This window comes from Hymenobacter jeongseonensis (assembly GCF_015694725.1).
GTDB classification, from domain to species: Bacteria; Bacteroidota; Bacteroidia; order Cytophagales; family Hymenobacteraceae; genus Hymenobacter; species Hymenobacter jeongseonensis.
Window position 1 is genome coordinate 325,525 of the sequence record NZ_JADQDQ010000003.1, and the last position, 17,513, is coordinate 343,037.

Sequence of the window (17,513 nt, forward strand, 5' to 3'; positions counted from 1 at the left end):
CGTAAGGTGGCGCGTCATGCTGCCACTCGTCCGTAGCAACACCCCCGCTCAAACTTCGGTTTTTAATTTCTCAATACCGCTCCATGCTTAAAACTTTCGGCACGTTTGTCCTTTTTATGCGCGGCATGGTGACGCGTACCGAACGCTTCAGCGTGCTTTGGAACCGTACGATTGACGAAGCCATCCTCATCGGGGTCGATTCGGTGGTTATCGTTTCCATTGTGTCGGCGTTTATCGGGGCCGTTACCTGCGTCCAGATTGCCTACAACCTCACCAACCCACTTATTCCGCAGTCCACCATTGGGTACATGGTGCGCGAAATGACCATTCTCGAACTGGCTCCCACCATCACCAGCATTGTGCTGGCGGGTAAAGTTGGCAGTAGCATTGCCGGCGGTTTGGGCACTATGCGCATCACCGAACAAGTCTCAGCCCTGGAAGTAATGGGCATCAATTCCACCTCGTACCTGGTGCTGCCGCGGATTATCGCGGCGCTACTCATGTTTCCGCTGCTGGTTATTCTGGCCATGTTGCTCTCCATTTTGGGCGGATACCTGGCCGGCACCCTCACTGGCGTTATGACCTCGCAGGACTACATTGAAGGCATTCGCATGGATTTTATTCCCTACAACATCGTCTTTGCCCTCATCAAAGCCGTCGTATTTGCATTCCTAGTGTCCGGTATTTCCTCTTTCAAAGGGTACTACACTACTGGCGGTGCACTGGAAGTGGGGGCAGCCAGCACCGGCGCCGTTACCAATTCCATCATCGCCATTCTCATCGCCGACTTCGCCTTGGCCGCCTTGCTTCTCTAATTATCCAGCAACCGAAGCAGCGCGGGCTGAATCCATTTTCAGGCCGCTTTCCCGCCTTCATTTGCTCAAGCCAGCCCTCTTTTTATCATGATAGAAGTATCCAATATCGAAAAGTCATTCGACGGGACGCCCGTGCTCAAAGGCATTTCGTGCGTGTTCGAAACGGGCAAGTGCAACCTGTTGCTCGGCGGCTCGGGCACGGGCAAAAGCGTGCTGCTGCAGTGCATTGTGGGCCTGATGAAGCCCGACATTGGCTCCATCACGTTCGATGGCACCATCTACACCAACAGCAAGGTGGACATCCGGCAGGAAATTCGCCGCAAAATCGGGATGCTGTTTCAGGGCTCGGCGCTGTTCGACTCGATGACGGTGGCCCAAAACGTAGAATTCCCGCTCCAAATGCTCACCCCGGAAATGACGCCCGCCGAGCGCCGTGACCGAGTGGAATTTTGCCTGAAGCGCGTGGGCCTGGAAAAAGCAGGCGACAAAATGCCCGCTGAAATTTCGGGCGGCATGAAAAAACGCGTCGGCATTGCCCGCGCCATCGCGCCTCAGTGTACCTACCTGTTCTGCGACGAACCCAACTCCGGCCTCGACCCCGCCACCAGTATCAAGATTGACGAGCTGATTCGGGAAATCACCCACGAATACGGCATCACCACCGTCATCGTGACCCACGACATGAACTCCGTCATTGAAATCGGCGAGCACATCATCTTCCTGCATCAGGGCAAAAAGCTGTGGGATGGCACCAAGGATGAAATCCTGAATGCCGACGTTCCCGAACTCAAAGAATTTATTTTCAGCAGCAGCCTGGTGCGGGCCGCCAAGAAAGTAGACGATGAATCGGAAGGCGGCTTGGCTGCTATCACCGAAAACGATACCTACGGCAGCGGTATTTAATAGCGGGCCGTAGGTGCGAAGCCAGTATTTTTCGTGTCGGCGTTTTAACTGAAAAAAGGCTTCCTTATCAGAAGCCTTTTTTCAGTTAAAACGCCATTTTCAGTAATTGTAGTTAAGCGCGCTTACCAGTATTAACGGCTGCGTAGAGGTTTTGATTTCGGAAGTATTAACGACCAAAATCATCCTGCACCCGTACAATATCATCTTCGTCGGAAGGGTGTTCGGCGTCGGTGTGCTGCCATATTTCGGCCAGCACGCCCCAGTATTCGAGCCCTACCAGGCGGTGCCGCTCGCCTTGTTGGAGCTTAATGGTTTGGCCCGGCAAATGCGTTCTAAGTTCGCCTTCGGCATCGCTGGGGCTGGTCATCACGCCCACGGGGCCGTGCACTACTTTCCATATTTCGGCCCGGCGGTGGTGGTACTGCCAGGAAAGGCGCTGATGCGGCGCCACCAGCAACACCTTGGGGCTGAGCTTGCCGGAAATGCGGAGCTCCTCAATCAGAATGCCATCAAAATAAAGGTTGGCAAATTGCTGGGCCTGGCCTTCATCGAGGACAAAAAAACCGCCCCACGGCCGTGTTTTGTCTTGTTGCTGGATGGTAAAGCCCTGCTCCGTTAGGTGTTGCTCCGTTTGTCTAAACAGCTCCTCCTTTGTCAATGCTAGGCTCATGGGAATGTGAAACGGGATAAAGAATAGAGGAAACGGAGAATCGAAAAATAGCTTGAATTGCTGACAGCGCGCCAATTATAGCAGTTAGCGCACCGGAACTGGGCTTTCCTGCGAGCGGTGAAGCGAGGAGTTGCGGATGATTAATTCCGGCTTCAGAACGAGGTGGGGCGGGGCATAAACCGGGCCCCGCTTCAGCAGCTGCAGGAAGAGCCGCACCGCGGTTTCCCCCATTTGCTCGGCCCGCTGGTCGATTACCGTGAGCTGGGGCTGGGTCATGGCCGTGAAGGGCTCGTTGCTGAAGCAGGCCAGCGCCATGTCCTGCGGCACGCGCCGCCCTTGCTCGCGCAGTACCTCCAGCGCCCCCACCGTTGGAATGGCATAGGCCGCAAACAGGCCGTCCAGCTTCGGGTCGCTGTCCAGCAAGTGCTGCATGCCCAGGCGTCCGGCTTCGTGGGTGAGGGTGGGCAGCGAGTACAGCCACTGTTCATCGTGGGCAATGCCGTGGGCGCGCAGCGCCTCCAGGTAGCCAAGGCAGCGGTTGCGGCTGGTGTTCAGGTGCTGCGGCCCGGCGAGGTGGGCAATGCGCGTGCAGCCCTGGGCAATAAGGTGGGACACGGCCTGGTAAGCGCCCTGAAAATCATCGAGCACCACGGCCATGCTCTGCGGAAGCTCGGGCACGCGGTCGAAAAACACCAGCGGAATGCCCTGCCGTCGTACTTGTTCAAAGTGCTCCACCTCGGGGTGCGTGGTGGCCGAAACCGACATGAGAATGCCCTCCACCTGTGCATCAAGTAAGGTTTCGATGTTTCGTTTCTCGCGGCGCAGGTCCTCGTTCGACTGGCACATCATCACGTTGAAGCCTTCCCTGGTTGCTACTTTTTCGATGCCGTTGAGCACGGCTGGAAAAAAATACCCCTTGATGTGCGGCACAATCACGCCCAGGGTTTTGCTGTGCCCTTTGCGCAAGGCCGCGGCCAGTTGATTGGGCCGGAAACTTAGCTCCTGAGCCAGTTGCCGCACCCGCTGCTTCGTGGCTTCGCTGATGTCGCGGTGCCCCGCCAAAGCCCGTGAAACCGTCGAAATCGACAGGTTAAGCTGCAGGGCTAAGTCCTTGATGGAGGTTTGGTGCTTTTTCGCTGACATAAATTAATGCAATGGTAGCAAGCTGTGCCTGCTGAGGCCGAGAATACAAGAAAAGGCAGAATTGCACCAAAGTAGTCCCGTAATCGATATCATTAATTCCGGCGACCAGGATTAAGCAGCCGAAAGTAGCAATTTTAAATGGGCCAAGTGATGCTGGCCGTGCCAGGCGTACATGGCCAGCGCCTGGTCCAGGGTGAAGTCGCGCTCGGTGCCGGGGTGATAGAATGTGCGCTGCCATTGGTCTGCGCTCAAGTGGTGCAGCAGCGTTGCCCACCGCGTGTGCAGGGCTTCAATGAGGGTGAGTGACACCGTAATGGGCGTGGCGGCTACGTCGGGCAGCTCGGTCCAGGCTTGCTCGTCGTAGGGCCGAATGGTGGGATTTTCTTCCGTTAGGGCTAGGCGGACGCGGCAGTAAGCGTTCAGGTGCGAATCGGCCACGTGGTGAATTACCTGCCGGCCGTTCCAGCCGCCGGGCCGGTAGGGGCGTTCCAATCCCGCACCGCCCACGGCTTGGGCGGTTGCCAGCAGCTGCGCGGGCAGTTCCGCTATTTGCTGAATTAGGACGGCGCGTTCGGTCGGAGCGAGGGGGCCCTCCGGCAATTGGGCACGGCCAATGGGATAGCGAAGCAAGTCGGAGGTTGGGTACATAGCTGCAAATAAAAGCGCCCCGGCCGATGTGACCAGGGCGCTTTCGCAAAGTGTTGGTGGAATTAAGCTCCGGCACCGCGAATCGAATTCGCTAACGCTGCCAAAACCAACCCACTAAAGGGTAACTAACCGTTGCGTTTGTTCAATTCGTCACGGATTTTAGCGGCTTTTTCGTAATCCTCTTTTTCGAGAGCCTGGGCGAGCATTTTGGTCAACTCATCTAACGACACCTGCCCACTGGGGTCGCGTGGCTCGGGCTGCGTCCGGCTGGGGCGGGGCGAATCGGAATCGGTGTCTTCGTCATCTTCTTCGTCCTCGTCGTCCGCATCACTTTCTGACTCGTCGAGGTCCGACAGAATGATGCCGGCTTCGCTGAGCACGGTTTCTACGGTAAAAATGGGCACTCCGAAGCGCAGGCCAATGGCAATGGCATCGGAGGGACGGGCGTCAATGTCGAACGTGGTGGCGCCATCGGAGCACACGATGCGCGAATAGAACACGCCCTCCTTCAAATCCGAAATCACGACTTCCAGAATCACCACGTGCACGTGCTCGGCAAATGATTTGAACAAGTCATGGGTGAGGGGGCGGTTGGGGCTGATTTTCTCGATTTGAATGGCGATGCTTTGCGCCTCGAACATGCCGATGATGATGGGCAGGCGGCGGTTGCCACCCTTTTCGCCCAAAATCAGCGCAAAGGAGCCAGACTGCGACTGGCTGGACGAAAGGCCCAGGATTTCAAGCTGGATTTTTTTCAAGGGACTGGGGAAGTGGGTGTCTGGGACTTGGAAAGGACGAGCGGCGTGGCAGCGGCGGCCAGCGGGCCGGATGGACGTGCAAATAAAGGAAAGTCCGGCCATCTACCGCCGCAATGTAGCCCGCCCCGCCTCCTTAAAAACGGGTTGGGGACTTCGGCGCCCGATTTCCTTACGAAAATCAAGCGCCGAAGTCCCCAAATAACTAAAAAAACTTAGCCCAGTTCCTTAACGGCGGCAGTCAGCTTCGGCAGCACGTCAAAAACGTCGCCCACAATGCCGTAGTCCGCTGCTTTGAAGAAAGGGGCTTCGGGGTCTTTGTTGATGACCACAATCACCTTGCTGCTGTTCACGCCGGCCAGGTGCTGGATGGCCCCCGAAATGCCGCAGGCAATGTACAGGTTCGGCGAAACCGTGATGCCGGTTTGGCCCACGTGCTCGTGGTGAGGGCGCCAGTCCACGTCCGACACGGGCTTGGAGCACGCCGTGGCCGCGCCCAGGGCTTTGGCCAGGTCCTCAATCAGGTTCCAGTTTTCGGGGCCTTTCATGCCGCGGCCACCGGAAACTACCCGGTCGGCTTCGGGCAACAGGATGCCGCCGGCCTGGTCCTGCATCACCACTTGCGAAGGTGCATCGGCAAAGTCCGTATCCGAAAGCTGCGCCGAGAAGCTGGCCACTTCGGCCGTTTTGCCGGCTTCGTGCTTGGCTTCGGTCGAATTCTTTTTCACGGCAATGATTTTGCGGTCGCCGCTCAGCACCACGTCCGAAAACGCCTTGCCCGAGAAAGCCCCGCGCCGCACCACAAACTGGTCGCCGTTGAGTTTTGGCAGCTCCACTACGTTGGTGGCCAAGCTGGCTTTCAGCCGCACCGACAGGCGGGAACCCACGGCCGCCCCAATGTTGGAATTGGCGAGAATGATGATTTTGGCTTGCTCCTGCTCGGCCGCCGTGGCGATGAGCTTGGTGTAGGCATTGTTCACGAAATCTTTCAGCCGGGGCTCGGCGTCGTAGAGCACTTTCGTGATGCCCTGCTCGCCCAGCGTGGCCAGGTTGGCCTCGGTGGCTTCGCCCACGGCGATGGCCGTGGCGGTGGTGCCCAGCATGGCCGCCACTTCCGCTCCGTAAGATGCTACTTCAAGCGAAGACTTTTTTACTTCGCCGTCGGCGCATTCAACTACAACTAGTACAGACATCTTTATTCAGTTATGGGTTAAAAGTTACGAGTTATGGGTTGTCAGTAGGAGCCAGAATCAGCTTACAGCCAACTCGTAACTCATAACCCATAACTCCCTTTAGATGACTTTGGCTTCGTTGCGCAGCAACTTGATGAGGTCACCGGCGGTTTCGGCAGGAATCAGCTTTACGCCCTGCTTCTTGGGGGGCAAGGCAAACTCGGTTACCTGTGTGCGGGCGGGCTCGCCAACGGCGGGAACCACTTTCAACGGCTTGGTGCGGGCCGTCATGATGCCGCGCATGTTGGGGATGCGGGGCTCGCACATGGGCTGCTGGCACGAGGCCACGAACGGCGTGTTCACCGTCACAATCTCCTTGCCGCCTTCAATTTCGCGCTCCAGGGTAGCGGTGTTGCCGCTCATATCCAGCTTCATGGCCGGGGCTACCGTCGGGATGCCGAGCATTTCGCCCACCATGCCGTGCACCTGAAAGCCGTTGTAATCGATGCTTTCCTTGCCCATCAAAATCACGTCGTAGGCGCCTTCTTTGGCGATGGCGGCAATCTGCTCGGCCACAAAATAAGCGTCCTGAGGGGCAGCATTCACCCGGATGGCGTCGTCGGCCCCGATGGCCAAGGCCTTGCGGATGTTCGGCTCGGTATCGGCTTCGCCCACGTTGAGAACCGTTACGGTGCCGCTGCCGGCCGCTTCCTTCAACTCAATGGCACGGGTGAGGGCGTATTCATCCCAGGGGTTAATCACGAACTGCACTCCGGCCTTGTTAAACTCCTTGTTATCGGGCGTGAAGGTGATTTTGGTGGTCGTGTCGGGCACGTTAGAAATACAAACCAGAAACTTCATCTAAACGGGGTTAGGGTGGGCTAAAACACGGAAAAAGGCTGCATGCATAACAACCTATAGGAAAATACCGGCTTTCGGCAGCAAACAACAACGAGGGAGTTACGCGAGAAAAGCCGCAATTTTGCCCCAAAGGTAAACAAAACTCTCGCCCTGATGAACACTCCGCCCACCCGTTTGCAGCAGTTATTGGCTTTCTACGACGACGACCCGACCGATGCCTTCACCATATATGCCTTAGCGACGGAATACCGGGCGCAGGAGCCGGAAAAAGCGTGGAAATTTTACCAGCAACTACTCACCGAACACCCTGATTACGTGGGTACGTACTACCACGCCGGCAAGCTGCTCGAGCAGTTTGATAAGAAGGACGAAGCCGAAAAAGTTTACCGCACCGGCCTGAAAGTAGCCCGTTCGGTGGGCCAGCATCATGCCGCCAGCGAGTTGCTACAAGCCCTGAATAGCTGCCTGGGCCTGGATTACGAAGACGACTAGCGCACGGAAAACCGCAGGTTAAATTGCTGCATCGGCTATTCAGACAGTTGCTTATCCGACCAAAATTTAACTTCGTTGCTGCCGCTGCAACGCCAGGAAAACCGCGGCCCGTGCCAATAGCGTAGGGCTTCGACGTGAACAAGCACCGGATGCACCGGTTACTTTCGGCCTCCTTAAATTTTAATCATGCCCACCACCGACACGCACGCCCAGGTACAAGACTACTACGGCACCCAGCTGCAAACCAGCCAGGACCTGCTCACCAATGCCTGCTGCACCGACGATATTCCGCTGGCGCACCGCCGCATTCTGGCCCAGCTGGCGCCCGAAGTGCTCGATAAATACTACGGCTGCGGCGTGTGCATACCCGAAGCCATCGAAGGCTGCACGGTGTTGGATTTGGGCAGCGGCTCGGGGCGCGATGCCTTCCTATTGTCCAAGCTGGTGGGGGAAACCGGCCACGTGATTGGCGTGGACATGACCGAGGAACAGCTTGATGTAGCGCGCCGCAACGTTGGTTTCCACACCGAAAAGTTTGGCTACGCGCAGCCCAACGTCGAATTCCGCCACGGCTACATCGAGGATTTGCTGGCCGCCGGCCTGCCCGACAACAGCGTGGACATTGTGGTGAGCAACTGCGTTCTCAACCTGAGCACCGATAAAGAGGCTACCTACCGCGAGATTTTCCGGGTGCTGAAGCCCGGCGGCGAGCTATTCATTGCCGACGTATTTGCCGACCGCCGCGTGCCCGAAACCCTGCGCCAGGACCCCATTCTCTACGGCGAGTGCCTGAGCGGGGCCATGTACACGGAGGATTTTCGCCGCCTGCTGCTGCGCTTGGGCGTGCACGACTACCGCCTGTTCGCCAGCCGCCGCCTAAGCATCAACAACCCCGAAATCGAGGCCAAGGTTGGCAACATCGGCTTTTACTCGTTCACGGTGCGGGCCTTTAAGCTCGACTTGGAGGACCGGTGCGAAGACCACGGCCAGGTAGCAACTTACCTCGGCACCGTGCCCGGCCAGCCCACCCAGTTCGTGCTCGACGACCACCACACCTTCGAAGCCGGACGGCCCATGCTGGTATGCGGCAACACTGCGGCCATGCTAAACGATACCCGCTACGCGCCCTACTTCCAAGTGGTAGGCGACACAAGCCGTCATTTCGGCCTATTCGACTGTGGCCCGGTACCGGCTACGGCCAAGGCTTCGGGCGAAGCAGTTGGGGGCAGCTGCTGCTAACATTGGAGCGTTGATTAAATGCAAAAGCCCACTTCGGAGAAATCTGAAGCGGGCTTTGTTGTGTTTTTTTTTTATTAAACTCGAAGGTCGGACATTCCCAACACGCTGATTCTGACTTCGCGCACCCGCTAGCTTCTTATAAAGCGCGCTTTCAAGCCATTTAGGAGGGCCGTCAGTTCGGGGGCGGTGCGGGTGAACAGCACGCCGGCTGCATATACCACCGTCAGGGTACCCCCGCGCAGCAACAAATTGAGCCAGGGATTGGCCACATCGGGCATCAGCCAGGCCGCTCCGCCGGCCACTGCGGCCAAGGCCAGTATCCGCACAATGCGACCGTCAAACGGTTGCAAACCGTAGGAGCGCCACACAAACCACGTGCGGGCTAGGTTGATGCTGACCAGGGCCACGCAGTATGCCAGGGCCGCCCCGGCCAGCCCCAGGCGCGGAATCAATACCCAGTTGAGGCCCACGACCGCAGCCGCTAAAGAGATGTTGAACACCAAATCGAAACGGTAGCGGGGCGAGGTAGCCACGATGATGCCATTGACGCCGGTGATGCCATCGACCAGCCGGCCGGCCAGCAGCAGCAGTACCGCCGCGGTGCCCGCCGCGTACTCGGGCCGGTGCACCAGCCCGTAGATGAAATCCAGATTCAGCCCGATGCCCAGGGCCAGGTAGCAGCCCAGTAAGGTGTTGATGCGGGTGCTGCGGCGGTAGAAATCGGCCATCTTGGCCATGTCGCCCTCTTTCCAATATTCGGCGATGAGCGAAAAAGCGGTTTTATAAAGCGCCCGGAAAGGCAGAACCAGCGCCGTACTGATGTTGGTGGCAATGAGGTAGATGCCGGCTGCTGCCAGGCTGAGCTTGGTGCCCACCAGCAAGGTGTCGATGTTCAGCAGCACGGTGCCCGAAATGTTGCTCAGCAGCATAAAGCCGCCAAAGCCCAGCATTTCGCCCAATGGCTTGATGCGCAACGCCGCCCGCGTGGGCCGCAAGTGCAGCTCGCCAATGGCGGCCAGATAAATGGCCAGCAGCACCGCCACCACTGCGTAGGCGCCGGTGTAGGCCAGCACGAAGCCATGAAAACCGATGTAATGCTGGCTATAGGCCACCGCGGCCGCTACCAACATTAGACGCAGTAAAATTTCTTGCGCGAACGAGGAAAAAGAGGTGTGAAACAAGGACTTCAGGTACGCATCCTGCAGGGCGCCCAGCATGATGCAGCCCGCTAGGCCAATGGCGACGGTGTAATGCGAGGCCAGCAGGGCCACGTCATCGCCCTTGGCATACCATTGCAGCACCAGCGGCTTGCCGAACCACATCAGCAAGGCCACCACTGCAAATCCTAGCAGCGGCGGCCCCAGTAGCAATGGAAAAAACCCTGCGTGGTTGCGGCCCTGGTTCCGGAAAAATGGGAAGTAGCGCATGCCGGCGCTGGCAAAGCCAAAGGCGGCCACCTGCGCCCCAATGGTAGCCAGCGGCACCAGCACCCCAGCCGTGAGGCCAATCTGGCTCGACGTCAGCAGCCGGGGCAGAATCAGAATGGTATTGGCAAAGCCAATGGCCAGCCCGACATAGGAAATCAGAGTATTGCGGATGCCCTGGCGCTGAACGATGCCCAAAAGAAAAACGAAGTAAAGAAGTGAAGCGGAAAATAGCCGATGAAGAAATCGGAGGAAGCTTTATGAGCCAGCCATCTGTTGCCAAATTTCACGGCCGGTCAGAAAAGCCACTTTTTGATGCTGGAGGTAGTCCATCAGGTCGGCGAATTGCCGGGGGCCGGTCACGGCATTGGCAGGGTCGAAATGGTCGTTGTGCCAAAGCAAGGTTGCTACCCCACCAAACTTTACCACTTCGGCAAACATCGGGCGCAACGCCGGCAGTATCTCATCCGGCTGCAGCTGCAAGTAGTGGGGGTGGTGCAGCGTTGCATCCATCACGTTAAGGGGAATTTCGAGGAAACGATGCGCGTCGCCGGTTTCAAAATTGAAGGGGTAGAAAGGGTGGCAATAGGAATGGCGGAACCCAAAATGCTCGGCAAAGCCCAGTGTAGTGTCGTAGCCAATGCCGAAAATCATGGCGGCCTCCACCACTTCCGGCGTGAGTCGTGGCTCCCAACTCAGGTAGTGGAAGCGGTTGCCGGCGATGCTGCGCTCCCCCAAGTTCGCCCAATCTGCCCGAAGCTGCCCGATATCGGTGGCGGTGCCGATGCTGCCGTGCAGGGCCAGTTCGCAGCCCTGGGCGGCCAGGTCCTGCAGGTCATTCTTCAGTTGTGGGGTCAGCTTATAATCGGCGTTATGAACACCTTGGGGGCTGATGCGGTGACTGGGCAGAATGAAAAAGGTTGAGCGGGCGCCGTAGGCGGCCGTGGCAGTGGCCACGTCGGTCAGGTTGTCCCAAGCGTCAGGTTGGGTGAGATGGCGCCACATTTGCAGGCCGAATTCAACGTATTGTCCTCGTTGCAAGGCGGCTTTGGCTGGGGCTTTCCAAGCGCTCCGCAGCGTATCGACATCGTGGGTGATGAAGGCCGCAAATGGCGCGCCCGTCTGCCAACTTCTAGGCCGCAATACCTGGCCGGTGACATGCTCCACGGCAGTTTTCAGCACATCAAAGTAATAGTTGACCACGGGCAGCGCCACAAAGCCGTACTGCTTGTGCACGCTGGCGGCGTAGGGAAAACGACCGTGCTGGTCTCGGACATCGGAAAAATACTCCTGCCAGCCACTGAGCAGGTAAAACGCCGCCGAAATAATGTCAACGCCGATGGTGGCCTGCGCAATTCCCTTCTCCAGAAGCGCCGCGCCCGGTTGGGAGTCAAAGAAAAAAGGAACCTGTTGGCCGGCCCATTCGCGAAAAGCAGGCGCGGGCGGGTAGGGCGTTTGCTGCTGGAAAAAGTCGGCCGTTCCCTCCGCAATGGTGATAGCAGGGGCCATCGCAGGCTGGGCCGCAGCATAGCCGATGGCCACGTGCGGTACCGCTTCGTATGCCAGCCAGAAATGCCGCAGCACATATGCCAGCCGCATTTCCTGGGAAACGGGCACGGCCGCCAGCGGCGGCAGGACAGCAGAATGGGCATCGGTGGGCATTGGGGTAAAAGTACGGCGGCGCTTGCCCGCACTCACGGCTGCTGGTGTGGGCTTTCGAGCCACTCGTTGAGCAACGCCACGGTGCGGGGTTGGCTGCGGCCTTCGTCGGGCGTGCCGAGCGTGGCGTTGTAGTAGGCGGCGCGGCGGTACAAGTCGGCCGGCTTGTGGCGAGCGTAGGCGCGCAGTTTCTCCGCGAGTTCGCTGGGATTATCGGCTCGTTCTACTAGGCCTTTGGCTACATACCCGTAGTAGTCGTCGGTTAGTGGATTGGTGCCAAAGCGGAAATACACGCTGGCTACGTTCAGCAGCGTGGCTTCGAGGTGCGTAGAAGTGTCGGCGGCAACCAGCGCATCCTGGCGCAGCAGGAAATCGAACACGTTTTCTATCCGCGCGCTCGACCATTCCAACGTGGGAAGAAGCTGCCGCAGGGGCTCAAAGTTGCGCCCGTCGCTGGGGTGGGGGCGCAACGTAAACGTGAGTTCGGGCAACTTCGCCACCAAGTACACCAACGCGGCCGTCAGGGCCGGCAGGGGGTCGTGAATGTTGCAAGCAATACCCACGCGGCGCACGGCCGGGGCAGTGTTGCGGCGGGCCAGGTAGGCATCGGCTTTGGGCATTCCCACCAACTCGACGCGGCCTTGAACGGGGCCGCACAAGCGGTATTTGTCCAGCGCATCCTGGCCTTCCAGCAGGCTCAGGTCGAAGCCCAGAGGCGGGAAGTTGGCGCTGACGCTGGCGTGCTGCACGTAGGCCGTCGGGATGCCTTCGGCGCGGCAGGCCAAGAGCAGCGAGCGGGTGTCGTCGTTGTGGTCGTTGGAAAACACCACGGCGCGTGGCCGGTGGCGGCGCAAGGCCCGCCGGTACACCTCGTAGTAGCCAATGGCGTAAAAAATAAAGTCGAAAAACCGCCAGGCCCGGCCGCCTTCTGTTTGGGCCAGAGCGAAGAAGGCGTAGGGGAATTGCCAGTAATACAGCAGCTTGCGCCGCAGCGACAGCCGGTTGACTGTGGCATTGTACCGCCCGATATTCTTCGCCTGCCCGGCAACCAGCACCGCATCCGGCCGGGCTTTCTGGATGAATTCCAGGGCGTCATAATTGTTGGCACTCACCACGTAGAGCCACACTGCCCCGTGCAAGTTGTTGGGGTTGTGCACGGGCCGGAACACATTGCCCACCAGCCGCAACCCCGCGTAGCCCAGCACCCGCGCCAACCGTTTCAGCGGGTTGGCGGGCGAAATGCTGGCTAGTGCGGCCGGCGGAAGTGCCGCAAACACCGCGGTGAAGCGCAACTGTAGAATGTCGCGCAACCGGGAAATCAGTGGTAACGTGCGAGGCGGCATTAGAGCGCCTCCCAGGTGAGGGGCGTGCCGGGTTTCAGGTCTTGCGTGGCTTTGCGGCCCAGCACCATGTCCCAATGCCGGGGCCATAGCCCATCGCCGGGGCGAATGATTTTCAGGTTGTCTGCCGTGAAGGCTTCACCCTGCGCAATGGGCTTGGCCACGTAAATGCTGCGTTTGTATAGACGGCTTTTCTCCTCACCAGTCTGAATGCATAACTGCACCGTGCCCAAGGCCTGGTGGGCGCGTTCGGTTTCCTCCACTAGGGCTCTCAGTTCGTGCGGCTCCAGCGAAAAGGCCGAATCCACGCCGCCCTCGGCCCGGCTCAGCGTGAAGTGCTTCTCAATAACGCAGGCGCCCAGCGCCACGGCGGCCACGCTGGCGCCCACGCCCATGGTGTGGTCGCTCAGGCCGATGGGGCAGCCGAAGGTTTCGGCCAGGACCGGAATGGTGCGCAGATTGGTATTCGCGGGCGAAGCGGGGTAGGTGCTGGTGCATTTTAGCAGCACCAGTTCGCGGCACCCGGCTGCGCGCAACACCCGCACGGCGTCGTCGATTTCGGCCAGGGTGGCGGCGCCGGTGCTCACAATAACGGGCTTGCCAGTGGCGGCTACCTTGCGCAGCAGCGGCCAATGGGCGTTTTCAAAGGAAGCAATTTTGTAGGCCGGCACGTCCAATTCTTCCAGAAAATCGACGGCCGTTTCATCAAACGGGGAGCTGAAAGCCAGCATCCCGTGTTGCCGGGCCCGGGCAAATAGCTCGGCATGCCAGGCCCAGGGCGTGTGGGCTTCTTCGTACAGTTTGTATAAATTCTTGCCTTCCCAGAGCGACTGGCCTTCTTCGTCGATGGCAAAGCCGGTATCCATGGTGATGGTGTCGGCCGTGTAGGTCTGCAGCTTCAGGGCATCGACGCCGGCCGCGGCGGCGGCATCAACCAGCGCCAGAGCGCGGTCGAGGCTCTGGTTGTGGTTGCCCGACATTTCGGCGATGATAAACGGCTTGTGCGCGGGGCCAACCGGACGGCCACCAATGGTAATTTCGGTCATGTTAGGGCTGGGCAATATCAATTGGCAAAGGTAGTCGGGCCGTCGCGCGTTGTGGTGCAACCGGTGAAATGGCCATACCCGTCTACGAGGCCAGCAATTCCGCTACCATCTCCTCCGTCAGCTCGTCTAGCGTGTGAATGCGTCGGTGCGCTTCGTGCGCAGCATCGGCTTCCAGATGCGCATAATTGCCCCGCAGAATGCGCACGGTGCGAAACCCTAGCGGCTTAATACCCACAAAATCCTTGCGCGGGTTGTCGCCTACGTAGATAACCTGCGTGGGCAACACGCCTTCGCGCCGACAAATCAACTCAAAAACGTGCGGGTTGGGTTTGGCCCGGTGGCGGCCGTAGCGGTTGGTGAGGTAGGCGTGCCGGACGTGGGTGGGCACGCTCATCGCAGCCACTTTGCGGGCCTGTACCTCTTTGTGCCCGTCGGTAACGAGGTAGAGCGGCCAGGCGCCAAATCGTTTCAGGCAGCGCTCGGCGTCTGGGTAGAGTGCCAGCGTGGGCAAGTGCTGCCGGTAGGTGCGCAGGCAGGCCGCCACCAGAGTTTTGCTCCAGCGGCCATGTTGGCGCAGCACATCGTCGAATACTTGGCCGCGGCCGTGCGCTGCTTCTTCGGCCACCATGCCGGCGGCCAGCATTTCGGGTGGCTGGCGCAGGAGCGGGCTCAGATAGGCAGCCACGGCCCGAAACCCGCTGTGCACGTAGCTCAGTTCAGGATAGAGCGTATCGTCAAGGTCGAAAACTAGGACGGGCATGGCCTTAAGGCAATGTATAGAACGTTCAGGCGGTTTGGGCCACTGGCACAACCACATCGGTGGCCGCCCGAACCTGACGTAACGGTGTGCGGGCTGGGTGAAAAGGAAATTGGGCTAAATCAGCGCCCGCGGCTTCCTGCAGAAACCAGAAAAAGGAATCGACGCCTGCGGCAATGCCCAGCGTGGAAGCCCCGCCAAAGCGGCAGTTGCACTCGATGAGTTGCAGGTTGCCGTCGTCGGTGAGCAGGGCCTGCAGCACCAGTGGGCCATACAGCCCCAGCTTTTCGACGATGGGAGTGAGGCGAGCCACCAATTCCGGGTCCGGGAGCGTGGTCGTGACCTGCGACTCGCCGCGCACCACCACGTCGCGGGTGCGCGGCACGAGGCCGTGGACATGGCCATTGCGCCCCACGTAAGCATCAACGCTGATTTCCTGGCCTTTAATAAAGGGCTGAAAGATAGGTTCCTTCAGGTTTTGGGCGTGGGCCAGCGCGGCCGCTTCGGCCAGGTTGAGGCCTAGGCTTAAGGAGCCCGCGCCGTGCCGCTCCTTCACAACAAAGCTGTTAGTCGCCGCTCCCGCCCGGTTATCGAACACATAATGTGCATCGAGGGATAGGGTGGTGGGTATAACGGGCAAATCGTTTTTCTGTCCAAAAGCCGCGAATTCCAGCTTGTCCAGGCAGCGCTGTACCGCTTCAGGCGCACTCACCAGCACCACAATGCCGGCCTCGGCCAGCGCGGTGCGGTGGCGGCTCCAGAAAGCCAGCTCGCCGTCACGCGTCGGGATGATGTGCCCGATTCCCTGCGCTTGGCAGTGGCTAATGATGGCAGGCAGGTGCTCGTCGGCCGTGGGCGGCATCAGCCAGAAATCATCGGCAAAATGCTGGGCCAGGCAGGCATGGTTCATGTCGCCGGCCACCACTTTTATGTCGGGATGCAGGCGCTTGGCAGCTGCGCGCACGGCCTGCACCAGGGGCACCTTGGCCGCCGCGCTGCTGATAAGTACGTGCCCGGGCGCTTTGGCCACCGGGGCATTGGCCGCGCGGCTTTGCTCGAAGGCAATGATTTCGGGAATGGCGGCTTCCAACGACGTGGGCGGGAGCCAGTCGATGTGACTCGACCACAACGACATGTCGGCCTGCGAGGCTTCGAAAGGGATGTCGGAAGCCACGTAGTTAGCCCGCAGGTTGGGGAAATGATGCCGCAGCACGTCCACCACATCGGCCACGCGGCGCGCCCGCCCGGTGCCGAAGTTGATGATGCCAGTGACGGTTTCGGCTGCCGCCAAGCGCAGCAAGCCCTCGGCCGTATCGGCAGCGTAGATGTAGTCGAAAAACGACTCGGCCCCATACACCGTGATTTCTTCGCCCGCCAGCAGCATGCGCACCCAGCGCGAGGTGATGTCGCGCCCGTTGCGACCGTAGCCGCGGTAAATGCGCGGGCACACGGTACTGAACTGCTGGGCGCGGAATGTTTGGAGGAAGCGTAGTTCGATTTCGTGGGCTAGCTTGGCCATACCCGTGAGGTTGCGGGGCAAAATGGCATCTTCTTCACGCAGGCTGCGGGGCTGGGCCGGCACCTCGGCGAAGTTGTATAGCGCCGGGTCGTAGATGAGGTAGCTGGAGGCAAACACCACGCGCCGGAGCGAGGGCACGTCTTTCTGCACCGTCATCAGGTGGTGGCTCAGGCGGACGTTGTGCTGAAAATTCTCCTCCCAAAACCCGTACGTTTCGGTGGACCGCTCGAAGGTGGCGGCGAGGTGAATGAACAGGTCGGGCGCAAAAACGCTGATTTCCTGCTCGGTGAGGAAATTGAGGTCGCCCTGACGGTACTGGAAGCGGGCCGGGAAATCAGCCGGCCGGGGCTTGAGGTCGCCTACCAAGACTTGAACATCGGCGGGCAGCGCGGCCAGGCGGCGCACCATTTCCTGGCCAATGACACCGGCACCGCCGCTGATGAAAATTCGTTTAAACGGCAGAACCAAAGGCTGTGGCATAGTCGGCGGCCAGCTGGCCGTGCATCAGTGAGTCGGCAAAGGTATCCGGAGCCAGGCGCACGTGCTGCCGCAACCGACCTTCCAGCCGAAAACCGGCTTCCTCCAGAATGGCCACGTGGGCCGGCCGGATGTCATAGGTTTCGGTGAATAAGCGGTTGAAGTTCAGCTGTTCGAAGGCCGCCTGACCCAACAGCCGCAGGTGCGCCAGAAAATCGGTGCGGTAAGTTTCCGGCTCGGCCGCCCGCGCCGGGTCCACCAGGAAAGAAACTTCGGCGCGGCTATCGGGCCACGAAATATGGACCAGCCCGCCGTAGGCCACGAGGTTGTTGTGGTGCAGGAGCGAGAACAAGAGCTGGCCCGGCTGCTCTTGGTCAAACAAAGGCAGCACCACGCGCTGGAAGTACGCTTCCTGTTGCGCAGCCGTCAGCGGCGCGGCCTGGCGCAATACTTCAAGCTGGGCGTTGCGCCAAGCTCGAATGGGCTCCCGGTCTTCGTAGCGGATGGGTATCAGCCGGTAGTTTTCCCAGCGGAATTCGGCTTGCGTGAGAGAACGATAAGTAGTCAAGGCAAGAATTTAAAAGACGGTCATG

General features: G+C 59.4%; 17 protein-coding genes. 4 read left to right on the forward strand and 13 right to left on the reverse strand.

What is annotated here, in order from left to right:
* Positions 1-83 precede the first annotated feature (83 nt).
* Together I2I05_RS08320 and I2I05_RS08325 are read left to right on the forward strand one after the other, a co-directional pair.
* Entirely contained in the window at positions 84-815 is a 732-nt protein-coding gene (locus tag I2I05_RS08320; protein ID WP_196281774.1) for an MlaE family ABC transporter permease, read from the forward strand.
* A gap of 87 nt (positions 816-902) precedes the next feature.
* A complete protein-coding gene (locus tag I2I05_RS08325) occupies positions 903-1,718 on the forward strand; it encodes an ABC transporter ATP-binding protein (protein WP_196281775.1) in 816 nt (271 codons plus the stop codon).
* Positions 1,719-1,884: 166 nt separating this feature from the next.
* Here the strand turns inward: I2I05_RS08325 and I2I05_RS08330 are convergent, their stop codons facing one another.
* The 6 genes from I2I05_RS08330 to I2I05_RS08355 form a co-directional block, all read right to left on the reverse strand.
* Positions 1,885-2,388, reverse strand: coding sequence for a cupin domain-containing protein (locus I2I05_RS08330; protein WP_196281776.1), 504 nt, complete (start codon positions 2,386-2,388; stop codon positions 1,885-1,887).
* 84 nt (positions 2,389-2,472) lie between these two features.
* Positions 2,473-3,531: a LacI family DNA-binding transcriptional regulator gene (locus tag I2I05_RS08335; RefSeq protein WP_196281777.1), complete on the reverse strand. Its 1,059-nt coding sequence runs from the start codon at positions 3,529-3,531 to the stop codon at positions 2,473-2,475.
* Positions 3,532-3,642: 111 nt separating this feature from the next.
* Positions 3,643-4,179, reverse strand: a complete 537-nt coding sequence (locus I2I05_RS08340) for a YfiT family bacillithiol transferase (protein ID WP_196281778.1) — start codon at positions 4,177-4,179, stop codon at positions 3,643-3,645.
* 125 nt (positions 4,180-4,304) lie between these two features.
* Positions 4,305-4,937 carry a bifunctional nuclease family protein gene (locus I2I05_RS08345; protein WP_196281779.1) on the reverse strand — a complete coding sequence of 211 codons (633 nt, stop codon included), beginning with the start codon at positions 4,935-4,937 and terminating at the stop codon, positions 4,305-4,307.
* 212 nt (positions 4,938-5,149) lie between these two features.
* On the reverse strand, positions 5,150-6,127 hold the full coding sequence (locus I2I05_RS08350) for an electron transfer flavoprotein subunit alpha/FixB family protein (protein ID WP_196281780.1): 978 nt from the start codon (positions 6,125-6,127) through the stop codon (positions 5,150-5,152).
* 99 nt (positions 6,128-6,226) lie between these two features.
* The gene (locus I2I05_RS08355; protein WP_196281781.1) at positions 6,227-6,967 is read right to left on the reverse strand and encodes an electron transfer flavoprotein subunit beta/FixA family protein; all 741 of its coding nucleotides are present in this window, start codon (positions 6,965-6,967) and stop codon (positions 6,227-6,229) included.
* A 153-nt stretch (positions 6,968-7,120) separates the two neighbouring features.
* On the opposite strand from I2I05_RS08355, the gene I2I05_RS08360 reads away from it, so the two are divergent.
* Complete coding sequence (locus tag I2I05_RS08360; RefSeq protein ID WP_196281782.1) at positions 7,121-7,459, forward strand: tetratricopeptide repeat protein; 339 nt, start codon at positions 7,121-7,123, stop codon at positions 7,457-7,459.
* Positions 7,460-7,645: 186 nt separating this feature from the next.
* On the forward strand, positions 7,646-8,698 hold the full coding sequence (locus tag I2I05_RS08365; protein WP_196281783.1) for a methyltransferase domain-containing protein: 1,053 nt from the start codon (positions 7,646-7,648) through the stop codon (positions 8,696-8,698).
* Positions 8,699-8,826: 128 nt separating this feature from the next.
* Here the strand turns inward: I2I05_RS08365 and I2I05_RS08370 are convergent, their stop codons facing one another.
* The 7 genes from I2I05_RS08370 to I2I05_RS08400 form a co-directional block, all read right to left on the reverse strand.
* Entirely contained in the window at positions 8,827-10,320 is a 1,494-nt protein-coding gene (locus I2I05_RS08370; protein WP_196281784.1) for an oligosaccharide flippase family protein, read from the reverse strand.
* A 60-nt stretch (positions 10,321-10,380) separates the two neighbouring features.
* Entirely contained in the window at positions 10,381-11,784 is a 1,404-nt protein-coding gene (locus I2I05_RS08375) for a DUF7033 domain-containing protein (protein ID WP_196281785.1), read from the reverse strand.
* 32 nt (positions 11,785-11,816) lie between these two features.
* On the reverse strand, positions 11,817-13,091 hold the full coding sequence (locus I2I05_RS08380; RefSeq protein WP_230688226.1) for a glycosyltransferase family protein: 1,275 nt from the start codon (positions 13,089-13,091) through the stop codon (positions 11,817-11,819).
* A 32-nt stretch (positions 13,092-13,123) separates the two neighbouring features.
* Complete coding sequence (gene pseI, locus I2I05_RS08385) at positions 13,124-14,167, reverse strand: pseudaminic acid synthase (protein WP_196281786.1); 1,044 nt, start codon at positions 14,165-14,167, stop codon at positions 13,124-13,126.
* Between the two features lie 82 nt (positions 14,168-14,249).
* Positions 14,250-14,927 (reverse strand): HAD family hydrolase, encoded by a 678-nt coding sequence (locus I2I05_RS08390; RefSeq protein ID WP_196281787.1) that lies wholly within the window; start codon positions 14,925-14,927, stop codon positions 14,250-14,252.
* Positions 14,928-14,952: 25 nt separating this feature from the next.
* Positions 14,953-16,923, reverse strand: coding sequence for an NAD-dependent epimerase/dehydratase family protein (locus tag I2I05_RS08395; protein ID WP_196281788.1), 1,971 nt, complete (start codon positions 16,921-16,923; stop codon positions 14,953-14,955).
* Positions 16,895-17,488: a GNAT family N-acetyltransferase gene (locus I2I05_RS08400; RefSeq protein ID WP_196281789.1), complete on the reverse strand. Its 594-nt coding sequence runs from the start codon at positions 17,486-17,488 to the stop codon at positions 16,895-16,897. The genes I2I05_RS08395 and I2I05_RS08400 overlap by 29 nt, the downstream gene beginning before the upstream one ends.
* Between the last annotated feature and the right edge of the window lie 25 nt (positions 17,489-17,513).